The organism is Aporhodopirellula rubra (assembly GCF_014192335.1).
Classification (GTDB): Bacteria; Planctomycetota; Planctomycetia; order Pirellulales; family Pirellulaceae; genus Rhodopirellula; species Rhodopirellula rubra.
The window spans coordinates 49,831-75,927 of sequence record NZ_JACHXU010000019.1 but is presented as its reverse complement, the minus strand read 5'-3'; the positions used below and the strand labels follow the sequence as shown (position 1 = coordinate 75,927).

At 51.6% G+C, this 26,097-nt stretch carries 20 protein-coding genes; 17 read left to right on the top strand and 3 right to left on the bottom strand.

Features of this window, described 5'->3' with window-relative positions:
• The first annotated feature begins 27 nt into the window (after positions 1 to 27).
• The 5 genes from FHS27_RS22295 to FHS27_RS22275 all read left to right on the top strand — a co-directional run bounded on the left by FHS27_RS22295 (position 28) and on the right by FHS27_RS22275 (position 10,083).
• Positions 28 to 918, top strand: coding sequence for an ImmA/IrrE family metallo-endopeptidase (locus FHS27_RS22295; RefSeq protein ID WP_184307163.1), 891 nt, complete (start codon positions 28 to 30; stop codon positions 916 to 918).
• 84 nt (positions 919 to 1,002) lie between these two features.
• Positions 1,003 to 3,879 carry a DNA methyltransferase gene (locus FHS27_RS22290; protein ID WP_184307161.1) on the top strand — a complete coding sequence of 959 codons (2,877 nt, stop codon included), beginning with the start codon at positions 1,003 to 1,005 and terminating at the stop codon, positions 3,877 to 3,879.
• Positions 3,880 to 3,937: 58 nt separating this feature from the next.
• On the top strand, positions 3,938 to 6,622 hold the full coding sequence (locus FHS27_RS22285) for a PD-(D/E)XK nuclease family protein (RefSeq protein WP_184307159.1): 2,685 nt from the start codon (positions 3,938 to 3,940) through the stop codon (positions 6,620 to 6,622).
• Positions 6,619 to 9,729 carry a UvrD-helicase domain-containing protein gene (locus FHS27_RS22280; protein WP_184307157.1) on the top strand — a complete coding sequence of 1,037 codons (3,111 nt, stop codon included), beginning with the start codon at positions 6,619 to 6,621 and terminating at the stop codon, positions 9,727 to 9,729. The genes FHS27_RS22285 and FHS27_RS22280 overlap by 4 nt, the downstream gene beginning before the upstream one ends.
• 30 nt (positions 9,730 to 9,759) lie before the next feature.
• Entirely contained in the window at positions 9,760 to 10,083 is a 324-nt protein-coding gene (locus tag FHS27_RS22275) for a DUF262 domain-containing protein (protein ID WP_184307155.1), read from the top strand.
• A gap of 37 nt (positions 10,084 to 10,120) precedes the next feature.
• On the opposite strand, the gene FHS27_RS22270 is transcribed toward FHS27_RS22275, so the two are convergent.
• Entirely contained in the window at positions 10,121 to 11,119 is a 999-nt protein-coding gene (locus FHS27_RS22270) for a tyrosine-type recombinase/integrase (RefSeq protein WP_184307153.1), read from the bottom strand.
• 1,591 nt (positions 11,120 to 12,710) lie between these two features.
• On the opposite strand from FHS27_RS22270, the gene FHS27_RS22265 reads away from it, so the two are divergent.
• The 8 genes from FHS27_RS22265 (at position 12,711) to FHS27_RS31700 (ending at position 17,488) form a co-directional block, all read left to right on the top strand.
• Complete coding sequence (locus tag FHS27_RS22265) at positions 12,711 to 13,568, top strand: hypothetical protein (RefSeq protein ID WP_184307151.1); 858 nt, start codon at positions 12,711 to 12,713, stop codon at positions 13,566 to 13,568.
• Positions 13,569 to 13,926: 358 nt separating this feature from the next.
• Positions 13,927 to 14,562 (top strand): hypothetical protein, encoded by a 636-nt coding sequence (locus FHS27_RS22260; protein ID WP_184307149.1) that lies wholly within the window; start codon positions 13,927 to 13,929, stop codon positions 14,560 to 14,562.
• Positions 14,562 to 15,254 (top strand): hypothetical protein, encoded by a 693-nt coding sequence (locus tag FHS27_RS22255; RefSeq protein ID WP_184307148.1) that lies wholly within the window; start codon positions 14,562 to 14,564, stop codon positions 15,252 to 15,254. Before FHS27_RS22260 ends, FHS27_RS22255 begins: the two co-directional genes overlap by 1 nt.
• Positions 15,251 to 15,517: a hypothetical protein gene (locus FHS27_RS22250; RefSeq protein WP_184307146.1), complete on the top strand. Its 267-nt coding sequence runs from the start codon at positions 15,251 to 15,253 to the stop codon at positions 15,515 to 15,517. The genes FHS27_RS22255 and FHS27_RS22250 overlap by 4 nt, the downstream gene beginning before the upstream one ends.
• Positions 15,518 to 15,900: 383 nt before the next feature.
• A complete protein-coding gene (locus tag FHS27_RS22245; protein ID WP_184307143.1) occupies positions 15,901 to 16,653 on the top strand; it encodes a bifunctional DNA primase/polymerase in 753 nt (250 codons plus the stop codon).
• Between the two features lie 104 nt (positions 16,654 to 16,757).
• A complete protein-coding gene (locus FHS27_RS22240; RefSeq protein WP_184307141.1) occupies positions 16,758 to 17,108 on the top strand; it encodes a hypothetical protein in 351 nt (116 codons plus the stop codon).
• A complete protein-coding gene (locus FHS27_RS22235; RefSeq protein ID WP_184307321.1) occupies positions 17,101 to 17,322 on the top strand; it encodes a hypothetical protein in 222 nt (73 codons plus the stop codon). Before FHS27_RS22240 ends, FHS27_RS22235 begins: the two co-directional genes overlap by 8 nt.
• A complete protein-coding gene (locus FHS27_RS31700) occupies positions 17,276 to 17,488 on the top strand; it encodes a helix-turn-helix domain-containing protein (protein WP_184307139.1) in 213 nt (70 codons plus the stop codon). Before FHS27_RS22235 ends, FHS27_RS31700 begins: the two co-directional genes overlap by 47 nt.
• A gap of 35 nt (positions 17,489 to 17,523) precedes the next feature.
• Here the strand turns inward: FHS27_RS31700 and FHS27_RS22225 are convergent, their stop codons facing one another.
• Together FHS27_RS22225 and FHS27_RS22220 are read right to left on the bottom strand one after the other, a co-directional pair.
• Entirely contained in the window at positions 17,524 to 18,516 is a 993-nt protein-coding gene (locus tag FHS27_RS22225) for a tyrosine-type recombinase/integrase (RefSeq protein ID WP_184307137.1), read from the bottom strand.
• Between the two features lie 207 nt (positions 18,517 to 18,723).
• Complete coding sequence (locus FHS27_RS22220) at positions 18,724 to 18,978, bottom strand: hypothetical protein (RefSeq protein ID WP_246420586.1); 255 nt, start codon at positions 18,976 to 18,978, stop codon at positions 18,724 to 18,726.
• 456 nt (positions 18,979 to 19,434) lie between these two features.
• Here FHS27_RS22220 and FHS27_RS22215 point away from each other — a divergent pair, with 456 nt between their 5' ends.
• The 4 genes from FHS27_RS22215 (at position 19,435) to FHS27_RS22200 (ending at position 26,096) form a co-directional block, all read left to right on the top strand.
• Entirely contained in the window at positions 19,435 to 22,866 is a 3,432-nt protein-coding gene (locus FHS27_RS22215; RefSeq protein WP_390854249.1) for a PVC-type heme-binding CxxCH protein, read from the top strand.
• 112 nt (positions 22,867 to 22,978) lie between these two features.
• Positions 22,979 to 24,637, top strand: coding sequence for a sulfatase family protein (locus FHS27_RS22210; RefSeq protein ID WP_184307133.1), 1,659 nt, complete (start codon positions 22,979 to 22,981; stop codon positions 24,635 to 24,637).
• A 473-nt stretch (positions 24,638 to 25,110) separates the two neighbouring features.
• Positions 25,111 to 25,359: a hypothetical protein gene (locus FHS27_RS22205; protein WP_184307319.1), complete on the top strand. Its 249-nt coding sequence runs from the start codon at positions 25,111 to 25,113 to the stop codon at positions 25,357 to 25,359.
• A complete protein-coding gene (locus FHS27_RS22200; RefSeq protein ID WP_184307302.1) occupies positions 25,347 to 26,096 on the top strand; it encodes a cysteine peptidase family C39 domain-containing protein in 750 nt (249 codons plus the stop codon). The genes FHS27_RS22205 and FHS27_RS22200 overlap by 13 nt, the downstream gene beginning before the upstream one ends.
• Position 26,097 lies beyond the last annotated feature (1 nt).

Here is a 26,097-nt window from a genome sequence, read left to right as displayed (position 1 = left end):
AGGACATTGATTCAAACGTGCGAAGCCATGTTTGGTCGTCCGGAAATGCCGATCGATGTCAACATTCTCACTAGCCTGCAGGGCATTCATGTGAGCGGGGACCTACCGATTCAAAGTCCCGACGCCGAACTTGCGCCTCGCAGCGAAGGTGGCGTTGAAATGCGGGTTCACCCCGATCGACCGGAGACACGAAAACGGTTCAGCGTTGCACACGAGATCAGCCACACCTTCTTTCCTGAATACGAACAGAAATCATGGTGTCGAACAGATGCTCGCTTTCGGGATCGAAATGATCCTGACCAATATCTTGAAATGCTCTGTGACATCGGTGCAGCTGAGCTGTTGTTTCCACAGCCATGGTTTTCGGAAGATGCGAATCAGGTATCCAATGCATCGGGGCTTGTTGCGTTAGCCGACACCTATCATGGATCGCGAGAGGCAACCCTACGTCGATTCGCTGAACTCTCAACAGAACCGATCGCTGCCGTTTTCTTTACCTGGAAGTTAAAGCCAGTCCAAAAAGGCGTCGTTGATAACGAAGACCAAGCCAATCTGTTTGGTATCAGTCACGAAGACCAAGTCCGCGATGCTTTGCAATTGCGGATCGACTACGTGATCCGAAGTACAACCTTCGATTCACTGGGACACTTCATCCCGCCTGAAAAATCAATCAAGAACGATGGTCCGATTTTTGAGGCATCATCTACCGCATCTTGCTTTGACGGCGAATGTCATCTCGATTTTGGGCCAGCATCCGGCACCTACAACGTGATGGCGATTCCGCTGCCAACCGATCGAAACCAGCGTGGACCGAACGGTGAGTACTGCGTTGCTGCAATCGTTCGACCCGTAGGGGTTCAAAAGGCAAAAAAGAAACGCAGTGCGGCACCCGACAACTCGCCCACGCTGTTCGACTGAAAGTCAGATTCAACCAATCTTAAGTCTATTGTCGGTGCTTCTCCTTGTTTTGCATCTAACCCTTAATGTGATATTCTTCTCGCGATGACACCAGAATCGATCCAAACATTTGTCTCCTATGTCGGCACTCTCAAAGGGGATGAAAAAGGCGAAGCACAAGTCTTTTGTGACCGGTTGTTTCAAGCGTTTGGGCACGCTGGGTACAAAGAAGCCGGTGCAATCTTGGAAGACAGGGTGAAACGAAAAGGCCGTGGAACTGGCTTTGCTGATCTGTCTTGGCGACCGAGAATGCTCATGGAGATGAAGAGTCGCGGTGAAAAGCTACAGCGTCATTACCAACAGGCATTCGAGTATTGGACCAACATGGTCCCAGACAGGCCTCGTTATGTTGTACTTTGCAACTTCGACGAGTTTTGGATTTACGATTTTAACACTCAGCTTCATGATCCTGTTGACAGGATTTCTATCCACGAATTGGTTGATCGCGCACAAGCTTTCAACTTCATGCGTCCGATTGAACAAGAGCCACTTTTTGAGAACAACCGTGTAAAGGTAACTCGAGAGGCCGCAGACAAAGTTGCGCACGTGTTTAACGAGATGGTGTCTCGTGGAGAGAATCCAAAAAGAGCACAGAAATTTATCTTGCAGTGCGTCGTCGCAATGTTTGCGGAAGACTGCAAACTGCTTCCTGATGCGCTGTTTACAAAACTATTGAAGGAATGTGTCGAGCAAAAAGGAAACACGTACGACCTCATTGGTTCTCTATTCACGCAGATGAATAGTCCTAGCCCTGCTCGCGGCGGTCGGTTTCAAGGTGTCGAGTACTTTAATGGTGGGCTTTTCGATGTGATTGAGCCCGTCGAGCTGTCAGAAACCGAAACGAAGTTGCTTTATGATGCCGCAAGAGAGAAATGGGACAAGGTCGACCCACCGATTTTTGGAACTCTGTTTCAGAGCAGCATGAACGCTGATAAACGTCATGCGATGGGTGCTCACTTTACAAATGAGGCTGATATTCAAAAGGTGATTCTGCCCACAATTGTGAAGCCTTGGCGAGCAAGAATTGAAAAAGCGAACACATTGAAGGAATTGACCAGTTTGGCAGAGAAGCTTCTTAAGGTCAGAGTGCTTGATCCTGCGTGCGGGAGCGGCAATTTTCTTTACGTCGCGTATCGTGAACTAATGAACTTAGAAATGGAGATATTGGCCAAGATCCATGAGAAGTTTGGCGAGCGAGCCAAAAAAGCTGTCGGAACCGCATCACTGGTTAGCACCACCCAATTCTTCGGGATCGATATAGATGAATTCGCAGTTGAGCTCGCAAAAGTCACGCTAATGCTCGGGAAACGCATTGCGCTTGCTGAGGTCGAAGGCAGTTGGTTCGACCGAAGTGGCGAGCTTCCATTTGAATTCGAGAGGCCACTTCCACTTGACAACTTGGATGAGTCAATCGTCTGCGATGACGCTCTATTCGTTGATTGGCCAAAAGCCGACTACATCGTTGGCAATCCTCCTTTTCAGTCAAAAAACAAAATGCAGGAGGAGTTTGGCCTTGCTTATGTAAACCGAGTCCGTGAAGCATTTCCTGATATATCTGGCTTGGCGGATTTCTGTGTTTATTGGTTCCGAAAATCACACGATTGCTTGGAAAAGGGACAGAGAGCTGGTCTGGTTGGAACCAACACGGTGCGGCAAACCTACTCCCGCGAATCAGGGCTTGACTACATACTGGAAAACGACGGGACAATTACCGATGCAGTTGCCACGCAAGTGTGGTCAGGTGATGCCGTCGTCCATGTTTCAATCGTAAACTGGATTCGCGGTAAATCGGGCTTGAAAGAGAGTCCTTTAAGAACACAGATGGGGGACGATAGAGATTCCCCTTGGAAGATCGAAAACGTTAAAGTCATACCGTCTTCGCTGTCATCAGATTTCGATGTCTCCAAATCAAAAAAGCTAACCACGAATGCACGTTCAAAGGTCTGCTACCAGGGGCAAACACCTGGTCACGAGGGTTTTCTGCTAAGCAATGAAGAAGCGGAAACGCTAATTTCAAAGGATGCAACTCTACGCGATGTTCTGTTTCCTTACCTGACTGGTGACGACTTACTGAGCACGTTTCCTTCCCACCCTCAAAGACACGTCATTGACTTTCAACAGCAGCCCGTAAATTCAGCTGCCAAGTACTCCGCAGCGTTTGAGTTAGTCAAGTCAAAAGTACTTGGGGACCGTGAAAAGGCAGCAGCCAAGGAAAGTGAACGAAATTCAGAAGTTCTTGAAAGCGATCCGACGGCTAGGATCAATAAGCACCATGCAAATTTCTTGAATAAGTGGTGGCAGCTCAGCTACGCCCGAAAAGCTCTGCTTTCTCAAATTGGCGGCCTCTCTAGGTATATCGTTTGCTCCAGAGTAACAAAACGGCCAATTTTTGATTTCATCTGTTCTGATATCCGCCCAAGCGATGCACTGCAAGTCTTTGCAGTAGAAGACGACTACTCGTTTGGTATTTTTCAGTCAACGCTTCATTGGCGTTGGTTTCTTTCGAGATGCTCTACCCTTAAAAGCGATTTCCGCTACACATCGAACACCGTTTTTGATTCTTTCGCATGGCCGCAACAACCTTCGCTTGCGTCAATTCGAGCAGTCGCGAAAGCAGCCGTTGCTTTGCGAGAATGTCGGTCGTCAATTATGACGGACAACAAGTGGGACTTGCGTGAACTGTACCGCACACTCGAACTTCCTGGTGATAACCCATTGAAAAAGTGTCAGGAAAGACTTGATGCTGAAGTAGAGAAGGCCTTCAGTTTCCCTGCGAACTCAGATCCTTTGGAGCAATTATTCTTGCTCAACCTTAAAGTTGCGAAGAAGGAAGAGGCTGGCGAGCAGGTCGTTGGCCCGGGGCTTCCCGCGATCGCCGTCGGGGAAAACCTTGTTAGTGGCGACTCGGTGCGGCCACGCTAGTCTTATGTTTGGAGCTAAAGAGATTCGATGCGCAGACGCATCTGACTGAGACATAATTATGATTCAACAAACGCGACTACACATTCGGCTGACTCCAGGCTCACTGCGTCCTGCACTGGCTCGAACCACGATCAATGAGGTTCGTGGGGGACCGGAAACTTTGCTTCGCTGGCTGGAAACGCAGTTGGGTTTGCCGACATTGGAAGCTCACCGTGCGAGCCATGTAACCGAGTACGCGACGGCATTGGAAACTGTTACGGATTCAGTAATTTCACCTAGCTTGGAAACGGATCGCTGGGCGACCGCGTCTGAACTTCTTTCACGGCGAGACGAATTGCAACTGAGCGGGTGGGACCAAGAGCACAGCGACACGTTGCCCGACGTGGTGCGCGACCTTGCAACGGCTGCTGATGGCCATCGTTTTGTCTTTCCAAGTGTTTCTGAAAGATTGCAATCGGTTTTGAATGCGTTGGATGACGGCCAAACGCTTCCCGAGCATACTTGCATTCTGGCTGATTCATCGGATCGTTGGCCCGTTCGATGGCAACGTGTCCTATCGAGGTTAACGACTCAGCCGATCGACGAAGCCAATTTAAGTTGTTCCGAGGGGAGATCGCTACATCAGGCTCAATCCATTGTTCGGGGCGGAGCGATTGAGACGATCGAGCTAGATGACAGTTTGCGGTACGTTCACACTTTGAGTCAGTCTGCTGCAATTGAATTTGTGGCCGCGACGTTGGCTGAAAACAAAGCCGAGTTGAGTCGTACTATCGTCGTTTGTGAAGACGACAGCCTCGCCATGCAATTGGATGGCTGTCTAACTCGCTACGGATTGCCGACGATGGGGGCATCTGTCAGCTCACCGGCTCACCCAGTGTTACAGGTATTGCCACTTTGTTTGACGCTTTGCTGGGAACCAGTTGATCCACAATCTCTGCTGGACTTTTTGACGTTACCGATCTGCCCAATACCTCGCAAAGCGGCTGTTGCATTGGCAGAAGCATTGACCGAAGAACCAGGTCTTGGAAGCGGAGCATGGGAAAAGACGCTTCATTCCCTTTGTAGTGATGAAAACGACCCCGAGGGTAAGCTTCGTGAGCGACTGGATGCATGGTTATTTTGCGACCGGGTTAGACGCGATAGCATGATTTCTGCGCGTGCGGTACGCGACCGTTGTGCGTTGGTGGCCAAGTGGGCTAGTGGCCGAGCAATGCTCATGGCAGACCAAGACGAGCCACAAGAATTACTTGTCAATGCGTTACATGTCGCGGCTGGCCAAGCGGCTTTATTGGGTGAATTAGTGGAAAGCCAAGGGAGTGAGTTGTCGCAACCTCAGTTGTCACGCTTGCTTGAAGAGGCTCTCTCAAGCGGTGTTGAGTCGGTCGGCAGCATTCAGGCCAATGGCGGACCCGTTCACGTTCATTCGCTTGCTGAAATTACGGACGCTTGCCATCGAGTAATCTGGCTTGGACTTGGCACAGGGGATGCGAGTGCATGCCGTTGGTCGGCAGACCAGCTGGATGGACTGCGAGATTCAGGAATCCAGGTTGATGATGGCACGGATGCTTTAACGTCACTGCGTACCGCTGAGGCTCGCGGATTATGTTTTGTGGAAGATGCACTGCTCGCAGTGTTGCTTCCACAGGATGTTGAGAAACGCTGGCACCCTATTTGGCTGGCGATTCGGACGGCGTTATCGGAAACCGCTCGCGACAATCCACCAGTGCTCGAAAATCTTATTCAATCGAACGACGTTTCATCGCTTACGCCGTTTACGTTTGCGATCGAATCCAAACAGGTAGAGGCTCCCCAAGGACTTCGTCCGGTCTGGGACATTCCGGTGGAGCTGTTGAAAGACCGCGAAACGGTTTCCGCTACTGAACTCCAATCTCGTTTGGCGTGCCCATTGAAATGGGTATTCAGCTATCAAGCAAAACTGCATTCCAGTTCGATCGCTCAATTGCCTAACGAGTTTCAGCTCAAGGGAAGCTTCTGTCACAAAGTGCTCGAATATGTATTTGGAGACGGCGATGAGCTTACGTCGGTTGACGATGCTGTCGCATGCGTCGAGCAAGTGTTTGATGAGCGTCTGCCACTGGACGCGGCCCCCTTTGCCCAACCGGACAAGTATCTTGATCGACAACAACTTCGCAAAGAGCTGTCTCATGCGACACGAGTATTGGTCAGCACATTGAAGAGTGGCGGCTATCGAATCAAGGGATTAGAAGTCGATGTTCGGGGAGAAGCATTTGAAAAGCCGTTCATTGGATCGATCGATTGTCTCGCGGAACGTGAGAGTGGAGAAGAAGCGATTGTCGATTTCAAATACGGCGGCAAAAAGTACGAGCAATGGATTGCCGAGGGGAAAGCGGTTCAGCTTGCGACGTATGCGTACAGTCGATCGAAAGAAGCGGGGCGATTCCCTGCGGTGGCGTACTTGGTATTGGCCGACGGCTTGTTCTACACACCTACTGGTGGACCCGTTCATGGGGATGACAACCGAACAGTGGTCGAAGGGCCGAGTATTCAAGCAGTCTGGAACGAATTTGAATCAGCAATATCAGGAGCCGAGTCCTGGTTAACCGATGGCGGACTCGTGCCGGCAAGACCACTTCAAACGCTTGAAGAATGGCCGGACGGAACACGGATTGTGCTCGAAACGAACTTGAAAGCGACCGAGTGCCAGTCGGTCTGCAAGTATTGTGATTACCAACATTTATGCGGCCTACGACAACTCCTATGACAAACACTCTTGAAGTCGTCCGCGCCGGTGCGGGCTCCGGCAAAACATTCGATCTTTGCAACACTGTCGCGACAGCCGTCGCTGATGGCCTCGATCCTGCACGTATTTTGGCAACGACGTTTACCAAGAAAGCTGCTGCTGAACTGAAAGGACGAGTTCAGGCTAAGTTGCTTGAAGGCAACGGTCATGCTCACGCCGACCGTCTTGAGTTAGCTGCGATAGGAACCGTGCATGGAGTTGCTCATCATTTGATTCGCCGGTATTCCATCGAGATGGGATTGTCACCTCGCTTAGAGGTGTTTGAACAAGGTGGCAATCGAGTATTGGATGATTTGCTTGGCGGAATCCCTATCGATCGCTGGGAAGCACTTTCATCAGCAGCCAACAGGTTGGGCGTCACTGATTTGTCCGCAAGGATTCTCGGGTTATTGGGTGCGAAACGTGGAAATCGAATCTCCGACCAAGTGTTCAAGGAACAAGTGACAGCAAGTGCCAACCGCGTTTGCGAAATCATGGCCCCAGACGGTCCGTCGGCGGACGAGTCACCAAGCAACATGCTTTTTGAACTGGCCGACGAGGCGTTAGCCGCCATCGAAGCGATTACGACTGACACAACGAAGGCTACGATTAAAGCGAAGCAAGATTTACGTGCGTTGCGAAGTGCCAAAGGGTCAAAGTGGGGGACTTACATTGACGCCACAAAAATCAAAGCAGCTAAGCAGTCCAATACGTGCCTTGACGCCTTACGATTACATGCAGGAGAGGTTCGTCGAAATCCGCATTTGCATGCTGACATCAAGGAGTTTGCACGCTTACTTTCAGAAGAAACCATCGCACTGGACTCTCAGTTCGTTGCCTACAAAGCTGAACGAGGGCTGGTCGATTTTACGGACTTGGAGACGTTACTGCTTGAACTACTAAACAACGAAGCTCTGGCAACCCGCCTCTCCAAGGACTACGACCTCGTATTGGTGGACGAGTTCCAAGATACGAATCCGCTACAGCTTGCAATATTCCAGGGTTTGCGAGCGTTAGTTCCTCGCAACCGTTGGGTAGGTGATTCACGACAAGCAATCTACGGTTTTCGCGATACAGATCCTCGACTGGTCAGTGAGGTTTGGGATCGTGTTCCTGAAAAAGATCGCTCGACTCTGCCAAATAATCACCGCAGTCAAAAAGGTTTAGTGCAATTAGTCGGAAAGCTGTTTTCACCGCACTTTGATGAAGACCCAACACAGATTCCTCAGAAGCCGGCTTCGCCAAAAGGCGTTGAACGCTGGCTCTTCGATTCCAAGAAGAATCCTGACGAGGCATGTGCATTGGGTTGCGGAATTGCTCAGTTGCACGCCGAGGGGACTCCCTTTGGCGACATTGCCGTTCTGGAACGTGGAAACGCCCAACTGAAGTCTCTTGCAACGGCCTTTGATGAACTTGGTATTCCATACTTGATTGAAAGCCCCGGCTTATTTTCGACTCGCGAGGGCGAATTGCTGCTTGCGGGAATGCGCTTGGTTGCCAATCGGAATGATTCTCTGGCCGCTGCAACTGTTCTGCACTTATTGAGCGATGCCACCGAAACAACGCCGGGATGGATCGTTGATCGGTTGAAGCGGCTTGCAGAGGCTCCCTTGGATGACGACACCGGCAGACCTGTGTTTCAGCTTCCTTGGGAAGCCGATCCAACGCTTGCACCACTGGAAACCATTGACCAAAGAAGTTTGTCCCCATCATTGGTGGTACAGCAAGTGATCGAAGCACTGGCGTTACCCAAACATGTTCACGCATGGGGAGACTCAGCCCGGCGATGCTCTAATCTCGATTCTGCGATACGCCATGCTCGTGACTACGAAGCATTAGCGTTCAGTGGCGACGGCAGTGCGACACTGAGCGGATTGATTTTGCATTTTGAACAACTCGCCGATGATGAAGCAGATTTGCGTTTCACGTCTCAAGGGCACGATGCAGTCACCCTGATGACCTATCACGGTGCGAAAGGTCTGGAATGGCCTGTCGTTGTGCTCAGCGGTCTGGACTCAGCAAGAGATCCAGATATGTGGAAGCCAGTGGTTCGTAGTGCTACTTTCGATGAAGACCCGTTGTTGAATCGTGAACTGCGATCATGGATTTGGCCATACGGTCAAACCGCTGGCCCTTTTGCTGGTAGAAAAGCGGATAAGACGCTCGAGGCGGCAGCACTTGCAACACCGGAAGGAGTCGATCAAGGAGTACGCGAGAGCGATGAAAACCTCCGATTACTCTACGTTGGATGCACCCGCGCGAAACAGAAATTAGTTTTTGCCCACCGTCACGGAAAATGCAAGTGGCTTGGAAAACTATCCAACGAAAGTGATCTGCTTGATCCTTCATTGGGTGAAGGCGAGCACGGCATTGAAGAAGTCGATACAACACTTGTGATTCGACATCTATCGCATGAAGCCTTGGACGATTGCCGAATCGAAACCGACGATCATCAGATTTGGTTTGCAGGAAATCCAAACGACGACGGAACGTCACCGATTCACCGGTTTCATTCTCCCAGTTCGGTCAAAAGCACCGACGATACTTTTTCGTTTGAATGCACTTCGCTTGCGGGCGAATCGTTCTTCCCCGGCAAAGTAGATGAAACCCAATTTGCCATGATTGGCGATGCTGTTCACAGCTATTTGGCGGCTTTGCCGTCACTTGCGAAAGCGGGCGGATCGAAAAAGACCGCCGTTGCCGAGCGTTGCTTGTCCGCATTTTCCGTAACCGGCATCATTCCAGCCTCAGTGCTAGTCACTTCCGGTGATCGGTTTATTGATTGGGTCGAAGCGACCTATCCAGGAGCGACATGGCACGCAGAAATTGCAGTCAGCGGACCAAGAGAAGATGGCGGTCAGTGGGATGGGGCAATCGACTTAGTACTCCAGTTGACGAGTGGCGAACTTATCGTGATCGATCATAAAAGTGCGCCCATCCGACGCGACAGTTGTGAAAAGAAAGCTGGTGAGTATGTCGGACAACTTCGCGCCTATGGCGACTCATTAAAACTGACCGACGAGATCATCGCCGCGACCTACATTCACTTCCCATTGGCCGGAGTAGTTGCAAAATTGCAAGCCAATTAACAATTAAGTTTATCTAACCTAATACTCATCATGAAAGCTACCGAAGCGAAACTCATCGAGTTTCTAAAAAAATCACCGCAGTTCGTCATTCCGATCTATCAACGAACATATTCGTGGACAGAAAAAGAATGTCGCCAATTATGGGACGACGTCGTCCGAACAGGTAATGACGCTCAACTCAATGCTCACTTCGTTGGTTCGATTGTCTACATCCAAAAAGGGCATTCCAATCTAACTGTTCAAGAGCCGCTACTTGTCATCGACGGACAGCAGCGGTTGACGACGCTGACGCTGTTCCTCGCTGCCTTGGCGAACGCGATTGAGAAGCAAATGGGGAATGGTTCAGATTCGTAGCAGATCCCTGCAACCGTTCCATGAACGGCACTGATCGTCAAATAAGAATTCGTTCAACCTCATCTAGCGTCACTGCATCGCTGCTTCGGTTGTACAAATTCGTCGTCTTGGACGATGCGTGAGCGGCCATTTGCTGGGCCTTTTCCAGTGTGCCACCAGCCATCATGTAGGCGGTGATGCCCGAGGCCCTCATCGTGTGGTTGTTGAACAGGTCACCAAGACCGGCTTTGCGGGATCGTCGCTTCACCATCCATCGCGAGTACTCCGCTGCCATCCGGTTTTCGGAGAGGTTGCGTTTGCGATCAAGTGAACGGAACAGCGGCGTACCGTTCTGACCCCAGAGGTTGGCGCCGTCCAAGTATGCGATCACGGCTTCTTCCGCGTGGTGCTGAAGTGGCATTTCATGCTGGCGTCCTCCTTTTTCTTTGAGGCGAACCCAGTAACGGCGACCGTTCTGGTAAACGTCTTCGACGTTCATCGCGACCGCAGCTCCGATGCGAGCGAACGTGAATAGCATCAACGAAATCAGAGCTTTATCACGAAGGCCACCGACCGTGTCGGTGTTGATCGAGTCAAGTAGAAGTCGTGCATCGGCTGGCTGAAGAACTGGCGTCGTTCCTTTTACAACCGTGAGCTTCGGTCCTTTGACCGACAGTGAAGGGTTGTGCCGCATCAGCCCGCCGGTCACGAAGTAGTCAAACATCATGCGGATCGCGGCAAGGTTCTGCTTGACCGACGCCTTGCTGTAACCGTCCTGCATCTCCTCGACATAAAAAGCGATCATGGTCGGTTCAATATCGGCAAGCCTCGTCAGCCCACGACCTTCCATCCAACTGCAAAACCGATCGATAGCACGAAGGTATGCCCGCCGCGTATTCTTGTTGCGAACTGAGGCGGCAAAGAACTCGACATATCTTCGTTTAGTGTCATGGCCCGCATTTTCAATCAAGGCGGGAACGGTCGCCCCGTCGGTGATCGAGGGCGTCACTTGACGGGAAGAGAAACCGATGGCTTGGTCAGGTTTTGGGAAGTCCATTTCTTTGAAGGGAAAAACACATTGGATAACGTCCTTTATCAGATGCAATAGCACGATACACCAAAGAGATCGAACCTAAAAGCGATTCAGACACAAACGAAACCTTCGTCAACCCAACTTGACGCTGACGTCGGCCACCATTGCAAAAAGACAACGAAATTGTTGCGCGTCAAGCGTTTTACTTCTAGCCTCCGAGTAGTTCTTTCACTTTCACTACTCAGGAGCATCCAGATGCAACCCGCAATTGAAATCAAGCGATGTGCGTTGAACGCATTGCCTGTCGAAGCTGCTTCAGAAACATGGAATCCCGTATCCCACCTTTCCGTTCTGCAGACACTTGAATCCTCGATAAAAACATCCGGAATTAAAATAACCAACGAGACACTTTTGGTTTCGAAAGCCGGCAACCGATTGTTCGCGATTCTCGAGCTAAATATCAAAGTCGGGCAAACAGAAAGTCTAGTCGTCGGGATTCGAAACAGTCACGACAAATCGTTTTCCATGGGATTGTACTGCGGAACTCGCACACGAGTCTCGAAGTGCTTCTCTTTTGCGATCGAGGTTGTTTCACGGCGACGGCACACACCGAACGCTGACTCTCGGTACGCCGAAGAAATTGATTCGGCTGTAAAGCGGCTAAAATCATTGGCGGATGACGAAGCAGATCAAATTCGCGCACTGAAAAAACGAGTCTTCAGCGTATGCGAACCGGAAGCATTGATCGTCCATGCCGCGGAAGCATCCGTGATCCCATGGCGTTACGTTCCGAAAGTGCTTGCGCAGTGGCGATCAGCTTCTCCTAAAAGGCATCGCGGATCGACGCAATACGATATGTACCAGGCGTTTATTCAAGTACTGACTGAACGTTTCCGGCGTTCGCCAATCGAGGTGGCGGCGGAGTTCGTAACTCTCCACAGTTTTTTCACGTCGCAATAGTGCGTCCGGGAAATGCACCTGCGAAAACCAACAAAAAGAAGGTACTGAACGTCCCCAGCTCAGTTATTGAGCTGGGGTTTTTCAACAGGCTTTCGCTACACCCTGAGCTAATTTGCACGAAAAAAATCGAAATTAGGTACTTGCTTTTCACACAGACACCTGCTTATGCTTCAAGTACCACAGGCAACTCTGGCAACAGAGAGGCTTACCCCGAAGCGACGTATCACATGCAGTTAGAGCTTGGCATTCCAGCCTAGCCCTGGTGCCTGTGGTAAGAAGTCAGGGGGACGCTAGATAGAGTTGTGTGACCACTGGAATGTCTTACGCTCCCCAAGCAACAGCGTTCTACTAATTCAGCCTTGGCTGGGTGTTAAGTGGATGCTCACGATTCTACTAGCGTTTTTAATCTCTCTTCGCCACAGGCTTCTTAGTCTGTGAGCCTCTTTGGTTCACTCTGAACCCACTTACCCAAGATCCGCAATGAATGATTTGCGTAATCTCGTTGACCAATATGAATCACCGATTCGGGTCAACCAACAAATTGAACAACGTTCACTCTCACAAAGAGTCGGTGACATGATCGCTTTACTTCGTCGATGGTTTTTCATCGGCCTTGGTATCTACGCACTTCTCATCGTTTTACAGGTAGGACTCAATGTCTCACGGCAATATCTGCATCGTAGCACCGACTGGCAAAGGCAAGAGCAACCTGCTGAAAGCCTTGATAAGTGGACAGACAATCGTGTTCGATCAACAGTCGAGGGCGACAGGGTGGGACATCTACAAGCAGACACTTCAATCCAACCGTTCTGTGTGCCTGGACAACCTGGACGATTCATCCCGCTTGCTGAAGTTAGGGATTTTGTTAAAGCCAATTGCCGACAATGCCACTGGTCGGATGATTCAAGAGAGGTGGTACTCCGAAGGATTAATCGAAACGCTGATCCGTTTACGTGGGCTTGTCCATACTGACGCTTCACCGCTCATCGCTCACACGTTCAACAACTGGGCGAACTTAGTTTACGGCCAAGAAACAGAAGTAACGATCAACGATGCACTATCGATCTTCCACAATCAAGAAAAGCTCAACGAGTTCATCATGGGATGCAATCGAAAAGAGGCACGTTTGTTTTGGTCTGATTTGCCGAGTAATCCTAGTAGCCGTGAACGCATTGTCGGTGCACTGGATCGTTTGCTTGAACCGTTACGCAGTCCTTCGATTGCCATTCGTACCAGCCGTGAAAGTAGATTCATCGAATTGATCGACGAAGGATTCAGCTACGTGCTTGAAGGCGGACGTGTCGCAAGCGGCACTGACATGCGATTAGCAATCAGCTTACGACTGAAGGAAGTCGTTAGATACAAGATGCAAGGCGGAAAGAGAGACTTAACGATTGTGCTTGAAGAAAGCCAGGCACTCGGTTTGACGTTACAAGAAGCGAACTACCTACGAACACTGCGTAAGTTTGGCGTTCGTTGGATCATCATTGCACAAGAGGCTAAGTGGGATTAATGGACGGTGAAGTCAGCAAATCGATACTGCAAAACACTGATCACATTTTCATGGGTCAAGGATCGCATGATTCGGCAGAGTTAGCAGCGAAGGACTTACTAAGTGTGATGTTCGATCCAAGCCTAGTCAAAGAGATCAGCGAACGCATCGTCACGATTGGTGACGACATATTCTTAGAGCAACGATTTGAACGATACGCGCCACAAGAGCAACTCGGAATCATGATCAAGATTCTTATGTCGCTTGGTGTAGGTGAAGCGTTTGTACGAATCGACAACGAAGTTCGTTTTATCAGAGTCCCCCTTTTTGAATCGACGATTACCAACGATCAAGCACTCGAAGCCTATAGGAGTCAAACATGGTTAACACCACCGAACGAGATCGAAGAATATTCGACATCTTCGACACCGCCCCAGTCACGACAAGACAACTCGTCAAGCTCAACGTCTTCCCGTCCTACCAGACGGCGAACCGACGGCTTATTCGATTGAAGAAACGCAAGAGAGGTCGTACCCCTCGTGTCATTGGTACCGTTGCGATGCACGATTCGGGTAGAGAGGCGAAAGTGTACTGTTCCCATCGAGTTTCAAAGATCGAACACGAAGTATTCCTCAGCGAAGAGTTAATCGATTGGCCTATCCCCTTCACGATGTGGAAGCGTGGACGAAATACCGACGGTTTTCTTCGGCCAGATGCAGAGATTGACGGATTAAGCATCGAGTTTGATCGCGGTTACGAAACACAAAAACAATTACGAAAACAAGTTGTTCGATACCGAGACTACGACGGCTTTGTCGTTTGGTGTGTTCCATCGGTTAAGCAGATCGATTGGATACGAAAGGATGCATCGGATAACACGTTGTACAAGCTGCACGGAGCGTCTGTGCTGTTTGATGGCCAAGGGCGTGAGCTGAGTGTTGCAAAACTCTGTGATCGAATCTTGGAAATTTACCAACACCCCATGGGGTGGCCAACTTCTCTAGGAGAAAGCTGATGTTAGTTGTAGAGCCCACTACCACCGTGATGACTCGTGCTGCACTGCCGCAGGTGCCGTTGAGTGATCGCAAGGCTCATCGTTTCAATGCGATGTTTGAGACGAAAGCTCGGAAGATTAACGAGACGTTATCTACCGTTCTTGAAGTCGATATTCCGCCCCCTGATTTGCCAACGATTCGAGGAGTCGATGACCTGGTTGCGAATGCCGATCTTTGGTCTTCGATGTTGGAGCGTACTTTACTAGCGAATGATTGTGGAACGCTAACTCTACGAGAGCATGACGCAATCGCTACCTTCTTCGAGACAGAAAAGAAACTCGGAGTGATGAACCACAGGTTTGATCGAGTGAAGCATACGCACCGCTTGGTCAACTATCGAATGCGTTACAAAGAGTCTGTTTCTGACATTCCACGCAAGGGACGAAAGATTCTCGCTGCACTTGAGGAAGTCGGCCTGGGACGTGACGTTCGTATCCTCACTGGTGATTTGGTCGAGGAGGACTTGCAAACGGTTAAGTCTTGGTCTGAACGATCAGCCATCGGTAGCACCGTCGATTCGGCAATTCGTAGCGGTCGAAACATCCGCAGGAACATCAGCGATGCAGCAGACGCTATCCAAAGCGGTCTCATGCACGCCATCGATCCATGCATCGTTCTTGGCACGTGTGTCGTCTGGGGGTGGAAGCTATGAGAACTCAAACACAACAACGACTGTTAGACGCAGCGACAGTTGACGGAGCTATCGTTCGTCAAATCACTCCGAATGACGTTGTGTCTATCCGAGAGATACCAAAGGATATTGTCGCAGGTATCGACGTTGAAGAAATCTCACAACGCTTTGTTGAAACACTCGATGGAGCTGGTGGAGACATGACGCTGAAAATTCAGCAGACGACAGAGGCGTTGCTCATTGATATGACCGTTACGGTTGAACCAAATGCACGTCGTCGTTAGTCGTACATCTAGCCAAAACCTAGATGCTGGCCTCGGCCAAGTAGCTACTTAACCCTCATTCATGATGAAACTCTATTTTGGAAAACGAAAGCGAATGATGTTCGCTGAACGCTATGGAGCGATTACTTGTCAGATGATCTCTGAATCAAAAGGCAAAGATCATTCAACCGTAGTGAAGTTACTCAGAAGAGATGGCAAGAAGACTCACCAAATCGGTGAAATTCCTCTTGAACACTGCACGGATATGCAACGAGCGATGCAACGATGTTTTCACCAAGCATCCATTGCACTTTCGAGAAGGTAAGCAAACAAGGGAGCGATAGTTTTGGTATCGCTACCCCCTTTTTGATTCAGAAGCATTTTACCGGCGTGATAGATCAGTCATGAATACATACGAGAGCGCACTTGAATACGCTGACCGTGGCTGGAATGCGCTACCACTTAAACCAGAATTGAAGATGCCGCTAGAGTCTTGGAAAAGGCTTCAAGAAGAACGAGCAACGAAAGATGAACTCAAGTACTGGTTTTTAGAAACGAGAAACAACATCGGCATTGTTACGGGCAAGATCAGTAATCTCACCGTTGTAGATTGCGACAACCAAGAAGCGATTGAAAAGTACTACTTCACAACGGAACCAAGCGGTTTGGCAGTGGCAAGTCCAAACGGGCATCACTTCTACCACTACCACGCTCCAGGAAGGAACAGCCAAAAAGACGGTTTAGATGTTCGAAATGATGGCGGATACATTGTCGCTCCACCATCGGTAAACATGAGAGGCGAGTACTACGATTGGGATTCAACGGAAGCGATGACTCAGTTTGATCCACGCTGGTTTGAAGAACCAAGAAAACAACTGAAGTCAATCATGAATACAGGTCTTAACTACGACGTGGCAGTCGCAAGCTGCATGAACTACGTGCGACAGATAGAACACGCAGTAAGTGGTCAAGGTGGCCATAACGCTTGCTTTCGTTGTGCCTGCAAGATAGCTGACTTTGTTGGTTCGTTTCTCTCTATCGAAGATGCAATGCCGATCTTGCGTGACTGGAACGAAGGCAACAAACCACCATTCAGTGAGCAAGAACTTTTACACAAGCTGAGAGATGCGTACCGAACTAAAGGCTATGGAAGTTGATTACTGCAAATGTGGCGGCCAGGCTGATTACCAATACACGACTAGTGAGGGCGTTTCTTACTGGTGTGAAAATTGTGTTCAATTACTTTTAGAGGATGAGCTAGATGCAGATTAGTCCACCAGTTACTCCGCCTACCGAGGTGGTGGTTTACTACCTTACCGAAACCCAGATGCAAGCCGTCAAAAATGAGGCTGCCGCTAGTATGGGCATGGAGGTGTTTTTCTTTATGTCCCTTGTGGTACTGGCAGTCATAGGATTGGTTGGAACTCTGGCAAGCCGAGAAGGCTACATGAAAGCAAAGAAGGAAATAGAAGAAGCAAAGACTCGAAAGAAAGAACGACCAAATTGCTTACTATGTCAGTGCGGAGAAAGAGCGACGCACTTTGTAAACGTGAACGGAGTCGATCAACCAGTCTGTGCTACTCATGCACAAGAGGTACTACTCAATGTCTGATACTCAAAAGCCCATTGCCGTTGTCTATTCGATGGGAAAACAAAAGTGTTCATTCTCGGGTAAGTCGGCTGAGGGAGCCGTTGTTTCCTTCGCTGACAAGTCCGTTACCCGAGAGTTTCTTTCTTGGCCAATGATCAGGAAGCTGCTCGCATTCAAGGAGAAGGCAAATGCACAGCCCGAGCCAAGTGGCGGACATGCTGAACGTCAGCCTTAGCCTTATCTACAAACTCGTGAATCAGGGTGTCCTTCAGTGTTACCGCATCGGCAGCGCGATACGAATTACCGACGAGCAGATTCAGGAATTTTTGGCGGAAAAAAAGTCCGATGCCCCGAAGACTAAAAGGCGTAGGAACCAAAGACTTCGAGACATCGAGCTATGAATTTGAGATCCGCTGCTTAGGTGGCGGGTCTTTTTTTATGCTCCACGCTTCGCTTGTTTGAGCATGAACTCGTGATCCTGGGCAACATGGCTGTAGGTGTCGTCCAATTGCCTCGTGCTGGTGTGTCCAGCTAGTTTCGCCACGACGTGACTGTCAACACCAGCAATCAGTTTCTTTGTGATGTTAGAATGACGCATGGCGTAATGGAAGAAGTCCTTTCCGTGCTTTTGCCGTATTCGCTGGAACGTGCATTTCACCGCATCTTTTGTCCACGGATTCCCTAGTCGATTTCGGAAGATCGGTCCTTCGGGATTCTCCTCCGCTAGCCGCCGAACGATTTCCATCGCCCGCTCTGTGGGGATGTAGAAAAGCCGAGTCCTCCCCCCTTTTGCTCCTTCCTCCGCCTTGATCAAAGCTAGCTGCCGTTCAAAATCGATTTGTTTGGCTTCCAGACGCTTCGTTTCCTGAGGCCGGCACCCACAGTCCCACGAAACGATCATCAGGTCTCGGAAGGCTGGAGAGACGTGTTCCAACAACCACTCAAAGTCGTCGTCAGTGACAACCTTGGTCCGTCTCTGCGCTTTGGGCTTCTCCATCCCGGAGACTGGGTTTCGCTTCAATCCCCTGTTGGCGACGGCCCAATTGAACACACGGTTGATCGCCGTCATTCCATTTCGCTTTGTGGTCGAATTCCACGTCGTACTGTCCTGAATCCATTTCGTGACGTAGGCCGGCGTCATCTTACCGACCGTAACAGTTGGGTACTTGTCCGTAAAGGTTTCCAGGAGCTCTTTGTATCGAGCGGTAGTGGTGGTCGCCCGGTTCTCTTTACACCACAAGATGAAGTCGCAAATCACGTCTTCCACCAAATCTTCGTCGCTTGTATTGGGATCTTTGTCGGCCATGAGGCGATAGAACTCGTCCTCGGCCAGTTGCTTATCCGATCCAAGATTGTGGCGTCTGCCATTGATAGTCACCATCCAGACCTTTCGATCTTTTCGGTACCACATCTTATTTTTACGTCCCATGGCTCTCTCCTCGGTTTAGTACCCGAATAGTACCCATGAAGAGAAAAAAGGCAAGAAACACCGCGTTTCAGCGACTTAGCCTCCAGTCTGTCGATCCGGAGGTTGCGGGTTCGAGTCCCGTCCGCGTCGCTTCTAAAAGCTTGGTTTTCAAACCAAGCTTTTTTTATGCGCGGACTCAAGGCTCAGAATCCAGACAAACGCGTTCGTCTATTTTCGTTGAAGACGAATGACAGGATCGATTTTGGTCCCCTTCGCAGCAATCGAATCGACAACCCTCTGCAACAACAGCAGACTCGGTTCATCTTCCGGGAAGTTAGCAACCAACTTGATCAACTCCCCCGCCGACTGCGTTGGCTCCCCATTCACGTACGCCGACAAAGCTTGCTCATACCGATCACGCAACTCAACCCACCTCGCACTCGGATCAGAAGCAAGCTGATGTATCAAAAGGTGCGACAGCATCGGTGGCATCCAAGCACCTGCGATTGATCGAATGTGGCCGAATGTTCCGCGGTCGGTAAGCCAGGGTTTTGAACGCGGAGCGTACGGCCACATTCCGCAGATTCGAGCAGCGTTTGCTTCGGTGGCAATCTCAACAGAGGCAAAAGTCCGGATGGGTTTTGCGTTTGGCCACCGGACTGCCGACGAATTGGCGTGATCCTCTCCTTTTTTCCGGAGACTCGCGTTTGTGAATCGGGTGACGGCATGGCTGAAATCTTTTAGTCTATACTTTCCCCAATCGCCCTTTTGGTGACGATCACCCCTCACCCTCCCCACCTCTCGGCGTTAGCCCGCGGGCCCGCTCGCGCATCTGGCCTGCCGCCATCCCACCTACCCGCAGTTTGGAATATGACTTGCCTTTGCCGTGTTTTACCTCTGAAACGATTGCAATTTGTTTGGATCGCTGCCGTTTTCTCCGTGATTCTTGTTTCGCCACAATCCTCTGCCACCGAACCGTTTGAGTTTGAGCAAGACGACGTGGTTGCCGTCTACGGCAACGGTCTCGCCGATCGAATGCAGCACGATCCTTGGGTTGAGACGGTTTTGCAGAGCCAACTCGAAGGCCTGAACGTCCGATTCCGAAACATGAGTTTCTCGGGCGACATGGTCAACAAGAAACCTCGCAGCAAGGGATTCACTAACGACGACGAGTACCTGCAACACGTTGCACCGAGCGTCGTGTTTACGTTCTACGGTTACAACGAGTCGTTCGCGGGTCCCGAAGGTGCCGACGCGTATCGCGGTGAGTTGGTCAAACTTGTTGAACGATATCGCAAGCTGATGCAAGAGAAGGGCGAGAAAGTTCGATTCGTTTTGTTTAGCCCCATCGCGTACCAGAACGTTGGCGACCGAAGCCTTCCCGAAGGCACGGAACTGAATACGAACCTTGCAATCTACACCGACGCCACTCTCAAAGCGGCCGAGGAAACAGGTGCGTCATTCGTCGACTTGTTCACGCCGACCCGGCGTCTCTTTGCGTCAACAACACTGCGTTACACGATCAACGGAATCCATCTCAACGAGAAGGGATACGAAAAGCTCGCCGAGATCATTTCAGAAAACTTGCTCGACAAAAAAGCTGAGCCGAACGAACGGCTCGATGACATTTACGCGGCCGTCAAAGACAAAAACTGGCATTGGCACAATCGTTATCACGCGACCGATGGCAACGACATCTGGGGATCGCGTTCGACGTTAACGTTCGTCGACGGACAAAGTAACGCGGACGTTCTCAAACACGAACTCGAAATGCTCGACGTGAAGACGGCCAACCGCGACGAAGCCATTTGGGCGGCAGCGGCGGGTAAGGAACACGTGATCGACGACAGCAACGTGCCGCCTCCTGTTGAGGTGATCTCAAACATCGGTGGTGGCAGCAGAAGTTCGAGCGCCGCGAAAGAAGGCAGCATCGAATACCTGACGCCCGAAGAATCGATCGCGATGATGAACGTTCCCGAGGGCTACGAACTCAACGTCTTCGCCTCCGAAGTTCAGTTTCCCGACCTCGCCAACCCCGTGCAAATGCAAGTCGACGCGAAAGGCCGACTGTGGGTCGCGAGTTGGAACTCGTACCCGAAGTGGGAACCGGGAACGGAACTGAAGGACAGCCTCATGATCCTGGAGGACACCGACAACGACGGCAAAGCGGACACGCGAAAGATCTTTGCGAACGTCCACAACCCGCTGGGTTTTGAGTTCTGGGGCGGCGGCGTCATTGTCACGTCAGGTCCCGATTTGTTATTCCTCAAAGACACCGACGGCGACGACAAAGCGGACGTCCGTTACCCATTGCTGCAAGGTCTCGGCACGTCCGACACGCACCACGCAGCGAACAATTTGGTCTACGGGCCCGACGGGGGCATCTATTGGCAGAGCGGGATTTTCTTGGTCCACAATCACGAAACACCATGGAAGCAAAACCTGAACATCGGTGCGTCGGGCATGTACCGGTTCGATCCGCGAACCTTCGCGATCACGCCGCATGCGGCCAACAGCCCGAACCCACACGGCACCAGTTTTGATTACTGGGGGTATTGCTATGCCAACGACGGTACCGGCGGTCGCTCGTACCAAGTGCGTCCGGAGGGCAAGGGTTTCAAGATGCACACGTTGTTGACCAAAGAGTTTCGTCCGGTCGCGGCCAACGCCATTCTGTCATCGCAACACTTCCCCGACGAAATTCAAAACGACTTCCTGATCTGCAACACGATCGGATTCCTCGGCGTCAAACAGTATTCGCTCGACCGTGAAGGCGACGGCACGACGCGCCAGATTGGTGAAGTGTGGGGCACCCCGGGTCTCGAACTGATCAACAGCGACGATCGCAACTTCCGACCGACCGATGCGGTCATCGGTGAAGACGGTGCCTTGTACGTTTCGGATTGGCACAATGCGATTATCGGTCACATGCAACATAACATTCGTGACCCTAATCGCGATCACGCTCACGGACGAATCGTTCGCCTGACGGTGAAAGATCGACCTTTGCAAAAACCCGTTAAGATCGCCGGCGAACCGATCGAAGCGTTATTGAAGAATTTGGAACATCCCGTCAACGGCGTTCGTCACCGAACCCGTGTCGAGCTGAGTGCTCGTGATTCGGACGCTGTGATTGCCGCCGCACGCCAGTGGATCAAAGACTTCGATCCGAACGACGAAACCGAAGCCCACCATTTGCTCGAAGCCCTTTGGTTGCATCAGCAACACGGTTTCCGCAATGAGGAATTGCTCAACTCGCTGCTCAGCTCTGAAGTCAAACACGCGGTTGTCGCGGCGAAAACCGTCCAACACTTCTGGGAAAACGTCGACACGACGGGTGCCCAAGGGTTTGCATCGGAAGCCGAATCGGACTTCGTCAAGTTCACTCCTCCGGAACATCTCGATCGTTCCGAGCGGAAGGCATACCGCCTCGGTGCCGAAATCTATCAACGTGAATCGCACTGCGCGACATGTCACCTGACGCACGGTAAAGGCAACGAGAGTGTCTACCCGTCGTTGGTGGATAGCCCCTGGGTGCTGGGCAGCGAAGACCGATTGATCAAGATGTCGTTGCACGGACTCTGGGGCAAATTGACGGTTCACGGCAAAACCTTCGATCCGTCTCGCGGGGTGCCACCCATGACCGCGTTCCGTTCGCTGCTTAAAGACAAGGAAGTTGCCGCCGTGTTGACGTTTGTACGCAACACATGGGGTAACGAAGCATCACCGATCAGTGCCAAAACCGTCAAACGCATTCGCGAAGAAACGAGCGGCCGATCGACGTTTTACAAACCCGAAGACTTATTGGCCGAGCACCCTCTCGAGCCAGAATACGCGAACAGCGCAAACGCGATCGCAGTAGAAGAGTTTTCTAACGAGGAATTGGAAGCCGAACTGCTAGCGGCCTCTGCAGCCGAGTTAGCGAAATTGGCCGTGGAACGCGGGAACGCCAAACATGGCAAGAAGGTCTTTTACGAATCCACCGCCGCTTGCTTCGCCTGCCACGATCCTCCGGGCGGTGCGGGACGTTTGGGTCCAGATTTGGCGACGATGACCACACAACTTTCGCCCGAACAGTTGGTGGACTCGATCCTTCGACCGTCGAGCCTGATCAACAAGGATTTCGCGCAAGTGAGCGTGCTGACGGCCGATGGCGAATTGCTGACCGGAGTGCAGGTTTCATCCAACGACGAAGAAATTGTGCTGCGAAACCTCGCTGCCCCGGAACCGATCACGATCTCGCAAGACGACGTCGAAGAGGTCATCGAATCGAAAGTCTCGTTGATGCCTGACAGTTTGGTTCGGCAACTCAAGAGCCGTTCTGAGTTTGATGACTTGATGAAGTACATCATCGAAGTCCGCAAACGCTAATCGAGATCACGAAAGACAAATGAAACCGTTCACGGGCAGTAGTCCGTGAACGGTTTCGTCGCTTCAACCGGTTCTGATCGGAAGACGCATCCCCGGATCGGTCACGGCACGATTGCCCGCATCACGCGACCTCGATTCGCGTGATCTCGATTCGCATGACCTCAGTGCGGGCGTGTCCGCCGCCGGTGTCGTTGTCCTGCGTTGCCCGAATATCCCGATCTCCCCACGGGACGTCGTTTGGATTATCGTACCTTTGTTGCTTGCCCACTTTCGAAAACAGGTCCCCATCATGCACCGCCTTCTGTGTTTTGTTTGTGCGTCGTTTTTCGCGTTCCCTTGCATGACATCCGCTGCCGACACGTCGGAGTCGCGACCGAATGTCATCTTGATTTTGGCCGACGACATGGGATCCGGCGATGTTCAGGTGTTGAACCCTGAGTCGAAGATCCAAACGCCGCATCTCGACAAACTCGCCGGTGACGGCATGACGTTCACCGACGCCCATACGCCGAGTTCAGTTTGCACACCGACCCGGTACGGTTTGCTGACGGGCCGTTATTGCTGGCGCACGCGTCTGAAGTCCGGTGTCTTGAACGGATACGGCGAGCCGTTGATGACGTCGCATCGAGTAACAATCGCGGGAGCACTCAAAGAAGCGGGATATCACACCGGCATCGTTGGAAAGTGGCACCTCGGGCTCGGGTTTCAAAAAGACGGAAAGAACTTCGACTTCACCCAACCGGTCAGCGATGGTCCACACACGCATGGTTTTGACTCATCGTTCATCATCCCCGCGTCACTCGATTTCCCTCCCTACGTTTACATCCGAAACGGTGAGTTGACTCAGTTCCCCTCGTTGCCTCAAGCCGCCAACGGCTTCCCGGCGTATCTCCGCCAAGGCGAACGATCACCAGATCTCGTGATGGAGAACGTGCTTGACGATATCGCGCGAGAGACCGATCGCTACATCGACAGCCACGCATCCGGCGACGAACCGTTCTTCCTATACGTGCCACTGACGGGGCCACACAAACCCGTCTTGCCGCACCCACGATTTCACGGCAAGACCGAACTCGGACCGTACGGCGATTTTGTGATGCAGGTCGATGAGACCGTTGGTCAAATCATGAAGTCGATTGACGACGCTGAGATCCGCAACAACACGATTGTGATCTACACCAGCGACAACGGATCGTTCATGCGGTGCACCGACAACCCTGACTTCGTCGATCACGTGGACGACGAAACGGTGCAGGAATACCGCAGCGACCACCATCGTGCCAACGGACCGTACCGGGGAACGAAAGCAGACATTTGGGAAGCCGGACACCGGGTACCGTTCTTCGTCCGTTGGCCCGATCAAGTGCAACCAGGAACCAAAGCAACCCAGACGGTCTGTTTGACTGACGTGTTTGCAACGTTGACTGAGATCGCGGGCGTTGAAATGGACACACGCAGTGCCGATGACAGCTACAGTTTTCTGCCTGCGTTGTCGGGTAAATCGTTTGAACGCGCTCCCGTAATCCATCACTCGGTCAGCGGCATGTTTGCAATACGTGACGGTAAGTGGAAACTCGTGCTCGGCAACGGCTCCGGAGGTCGCGAACAACCCCGGGGCAAACGCGACCAAAGGCCCTACCAGTTGTTCGACCTCTCCACCGATATTGCGGAAACGAACAACGTCATCGCCGACCACCCCGAAGTTGCCGACCGCCTCGAGAAAGCCTGCATGGCCATCCGCGAACAATCCCCATCGGGCCGCCACGAGTAGAACGCCCCCGAAGCGGAAGTCGTTAAGAGCTATCGCTTTCTCCGCAACTCGTTTAGTTGTCCCAAAGGATTGCGGAGATTAGCCGTAGGTCGCGCAGCGCACCTACGGATACCTCGCAAAACCCATGTTTCGTCGACCCCGAAGCGGGTAGTAGAAACCGGTGGAGTGACGGTGCAACCACCTTCGGGGTGGATTTGCGTTTCTGCCAACTGGATCTGGCAGTATTCGCTTCGCTCGACTGCCGGCTATTGTCTGGAACGCCTTCGGCGTATGCGAACTCGCGGCTAGGCAATTTGTCGCGAAGTTCTCCGCGTGCTTCCGTAGGCCGGACCAAGCAAACAGCGCTATTGCCGGAGCGGCGGACGCGATGGTGAGCGTGTTTCAAAGTTCTTGCTTTGTTCGAATAGCAGGTGTCTGCGCGGCTTCGGCACGTTTTGCGTCCTTGATCCGGCCTACGTTCGGGGCGAACTTTCATGGGGATCTCGTCTAGCATGGGATTGTGGACGCTCATCCGGTTCGCTATGAAGACGACTTCGCAGGCGAAAGTGTTAACACTTATTGTGCGAACCGGTTCCCTCGGGGAACTCGAAAAGAATCCGGTAACGATTGCTCTTTGGAAGGGATTGTTGGTGGTGAAGGTCATGCGGAATCTCAAGGACGTCTTGCGGGCGTTCCAAGGTCGGCGACAGGCGTTTCTGACGTCGGTTTGGTGTGTATTTTGACGCACGAACTCACGCTCGAAATCCAATCCCAACCCAACGACACCTCCTGCGGACCGACTTGCCTCGCGGCCGTCTACGACTACTGGGAACGTCCGGTCGACTTACCCGAGTTGCTGCGAAAGATCGGCGAACTCGACGGCGGTGGCACGTTGGCGGTCGACTTAGCCTGCGATGCACTACAACGTGGATTCGCGGCCTCGATCGTCACCTACAATTTGCAGCTATTCGATCCGACGTGGTTCAACGAAGACGGTGAGATTGACTCGGCCGACGTCTTGTCGGATCGGTTGCGGAGGCAACTCGATTCCAAACAGCATCGCAGCAACATTGACGTCGCCCGTCTAACCGCATCGACACAGTCCTACCTGAACTACCTATCGCTCGGCGGTCGTGTTCGCATGCAACCGCTCGACGAACTGCTGTTGGTCACCATGCTCGCTCGCGAAACGCCGATCCTGTGTGGACTCAGCGCCACGTACCTTTATCGCGAGTCCCGAGAAACCAAGTGGGGCAAACCCGACGACGTTGGCGGTGATCCGACCGGCCATTTCGTTGTCCTCCACGGGTTCTCGCCCAAAGACCGCACGGTACTGATCGCCGACCCGCTGCACCCGAATCCGATGGCACCGACAAACAAATACATTGCCCCATTGTCGCGAGTGACGTCCGCCATTTTGCTCGGCATTGTCACCTTCGACGCAAACCTGCTCACCATCTATCCGGACGAGAAATCTTAAA

Excerpts from the sequence above, each read along its gene's own strand:
- FHS27_RS22285 (WP_184307159.1), top strand. The coding sequence starts at position 3,938 with ATGATTCAACAAACGCGACTACACATTCGGCTGACTCCAGGCTCACTG.
- FHS27_RS22240 (WP_184307141.1), top strand. The coding sequence starts at position 16,758 with ATGCAGATTAGTCCACCAGTTACTCCGCCTACCGAGGTGGTGGTTTAC.
- FHS27_RS22290 (WP_184307161.1), top strand. The coding sequence starts at position 1,003 with ATGACACCAGAATCGATCCAAACATTTGTCTCCTATGTCGGCACTCTC.
- FHS27_RS22260 (WP_184307149.1), top strand. The coding sequence starts at position 13,927 with ATGGTTAACACCACCGAACGAGATCGAAGAATATTCGACATCTTCGAC.
- FHS27_RS22235 (WP_184307321.1), top strand. The coding sequence starts at position 17,101 with ATGTCTGATACTCAAAAGCCCATTGCCGTTGTCTATTCGATGGGAAAA.
- FHS27_RS22275 (WP_184307155.1), top strand. The coding sequence starts at position 9,760 with ATGAAAGCTACCGAAGCGAAACTCATCGAGTTTCTAAAAAAATCACCG.
- FHS27_RS22270 (WP_184307153.1), bottom strand. The coding sequence starts at position 11,119 with ATGGACTTCCCAAAACCTGACCAAGCCATCGGTTTCTCTTCCCGTCAA.
- FHS27_RS22220 (WP_246420586.1), bottom strand. The coding sequence starts at position 18,978 with ATGCTGTCGCACCTTTTGATACATCAGCTTGCTTCTGATCCGAGTGCG.
- FHS27_RS22265 (WP_184307151.1), top strand. The coding sequence starts at position 12,711 with ATGTCTCACGGCAATATCTGCATCGTAGCACCGACTGGCAAAGGCAAG.
- FHS27_RS22295 (WP_184307163.1), top strand. The coding sequence starts at position 28 with ATGTTTGGTCGTCCGGAAATGCCGATCGATGTCAACATTCTCACTAGC.
- FHS27_RS22225 (WP_184307137.1), bottom strand. The coding sequence starts at position 18,516 with ATGGGACGTAAAAATAAGATGTGGTACCGAAAAGATCGAAAGGTCTGG.
- FHS27_RS22245 (WP_184307143.1), top strand. The coding sequence starts at position 15,901 with ATGAATACATACGAGAGCGCACTTGAATACGCTGACCGTGGCTGGAAT.
- FHS27_RS22250 (WP_184307146.1), top strand. The coding sequence starts at position 15,251 with ATGAGAACTCAAACACAACAACGACTGTTAGACGCAGCGACAGTTGAC.
- FHS27_RS22280 (WP_184307157.1), top strand. The coding sequence starts at position 6,619 with ATGACAAACACTCTTGAAGTCGTCCGCGCCGGTGCGGGCTCCGGCAAA.
- FHS27_RS22205 (WP_184307319.1), top strand. The coding sequence starts at position 25,111 with ATGGGGATCTCGTCTAGCATGGGATTGTGGACGCTCATCCGGTTCGCT.
- FHS27_RS22255 (WP_184307148.1), top strand. The coding sequence starts at position 14,562 with ATGTTAGTTGTAGAGCCCACTACCACCGTGATGACTCGTGCTGCACTG.
- FHS27_RS31700 (WP_184307139.1), top strand. The coding sequence starts at position 17,276 with ATGCACAGCCCGAGCCAAGTGGCGGACATGCTGAACGTCAGCCTTAGC.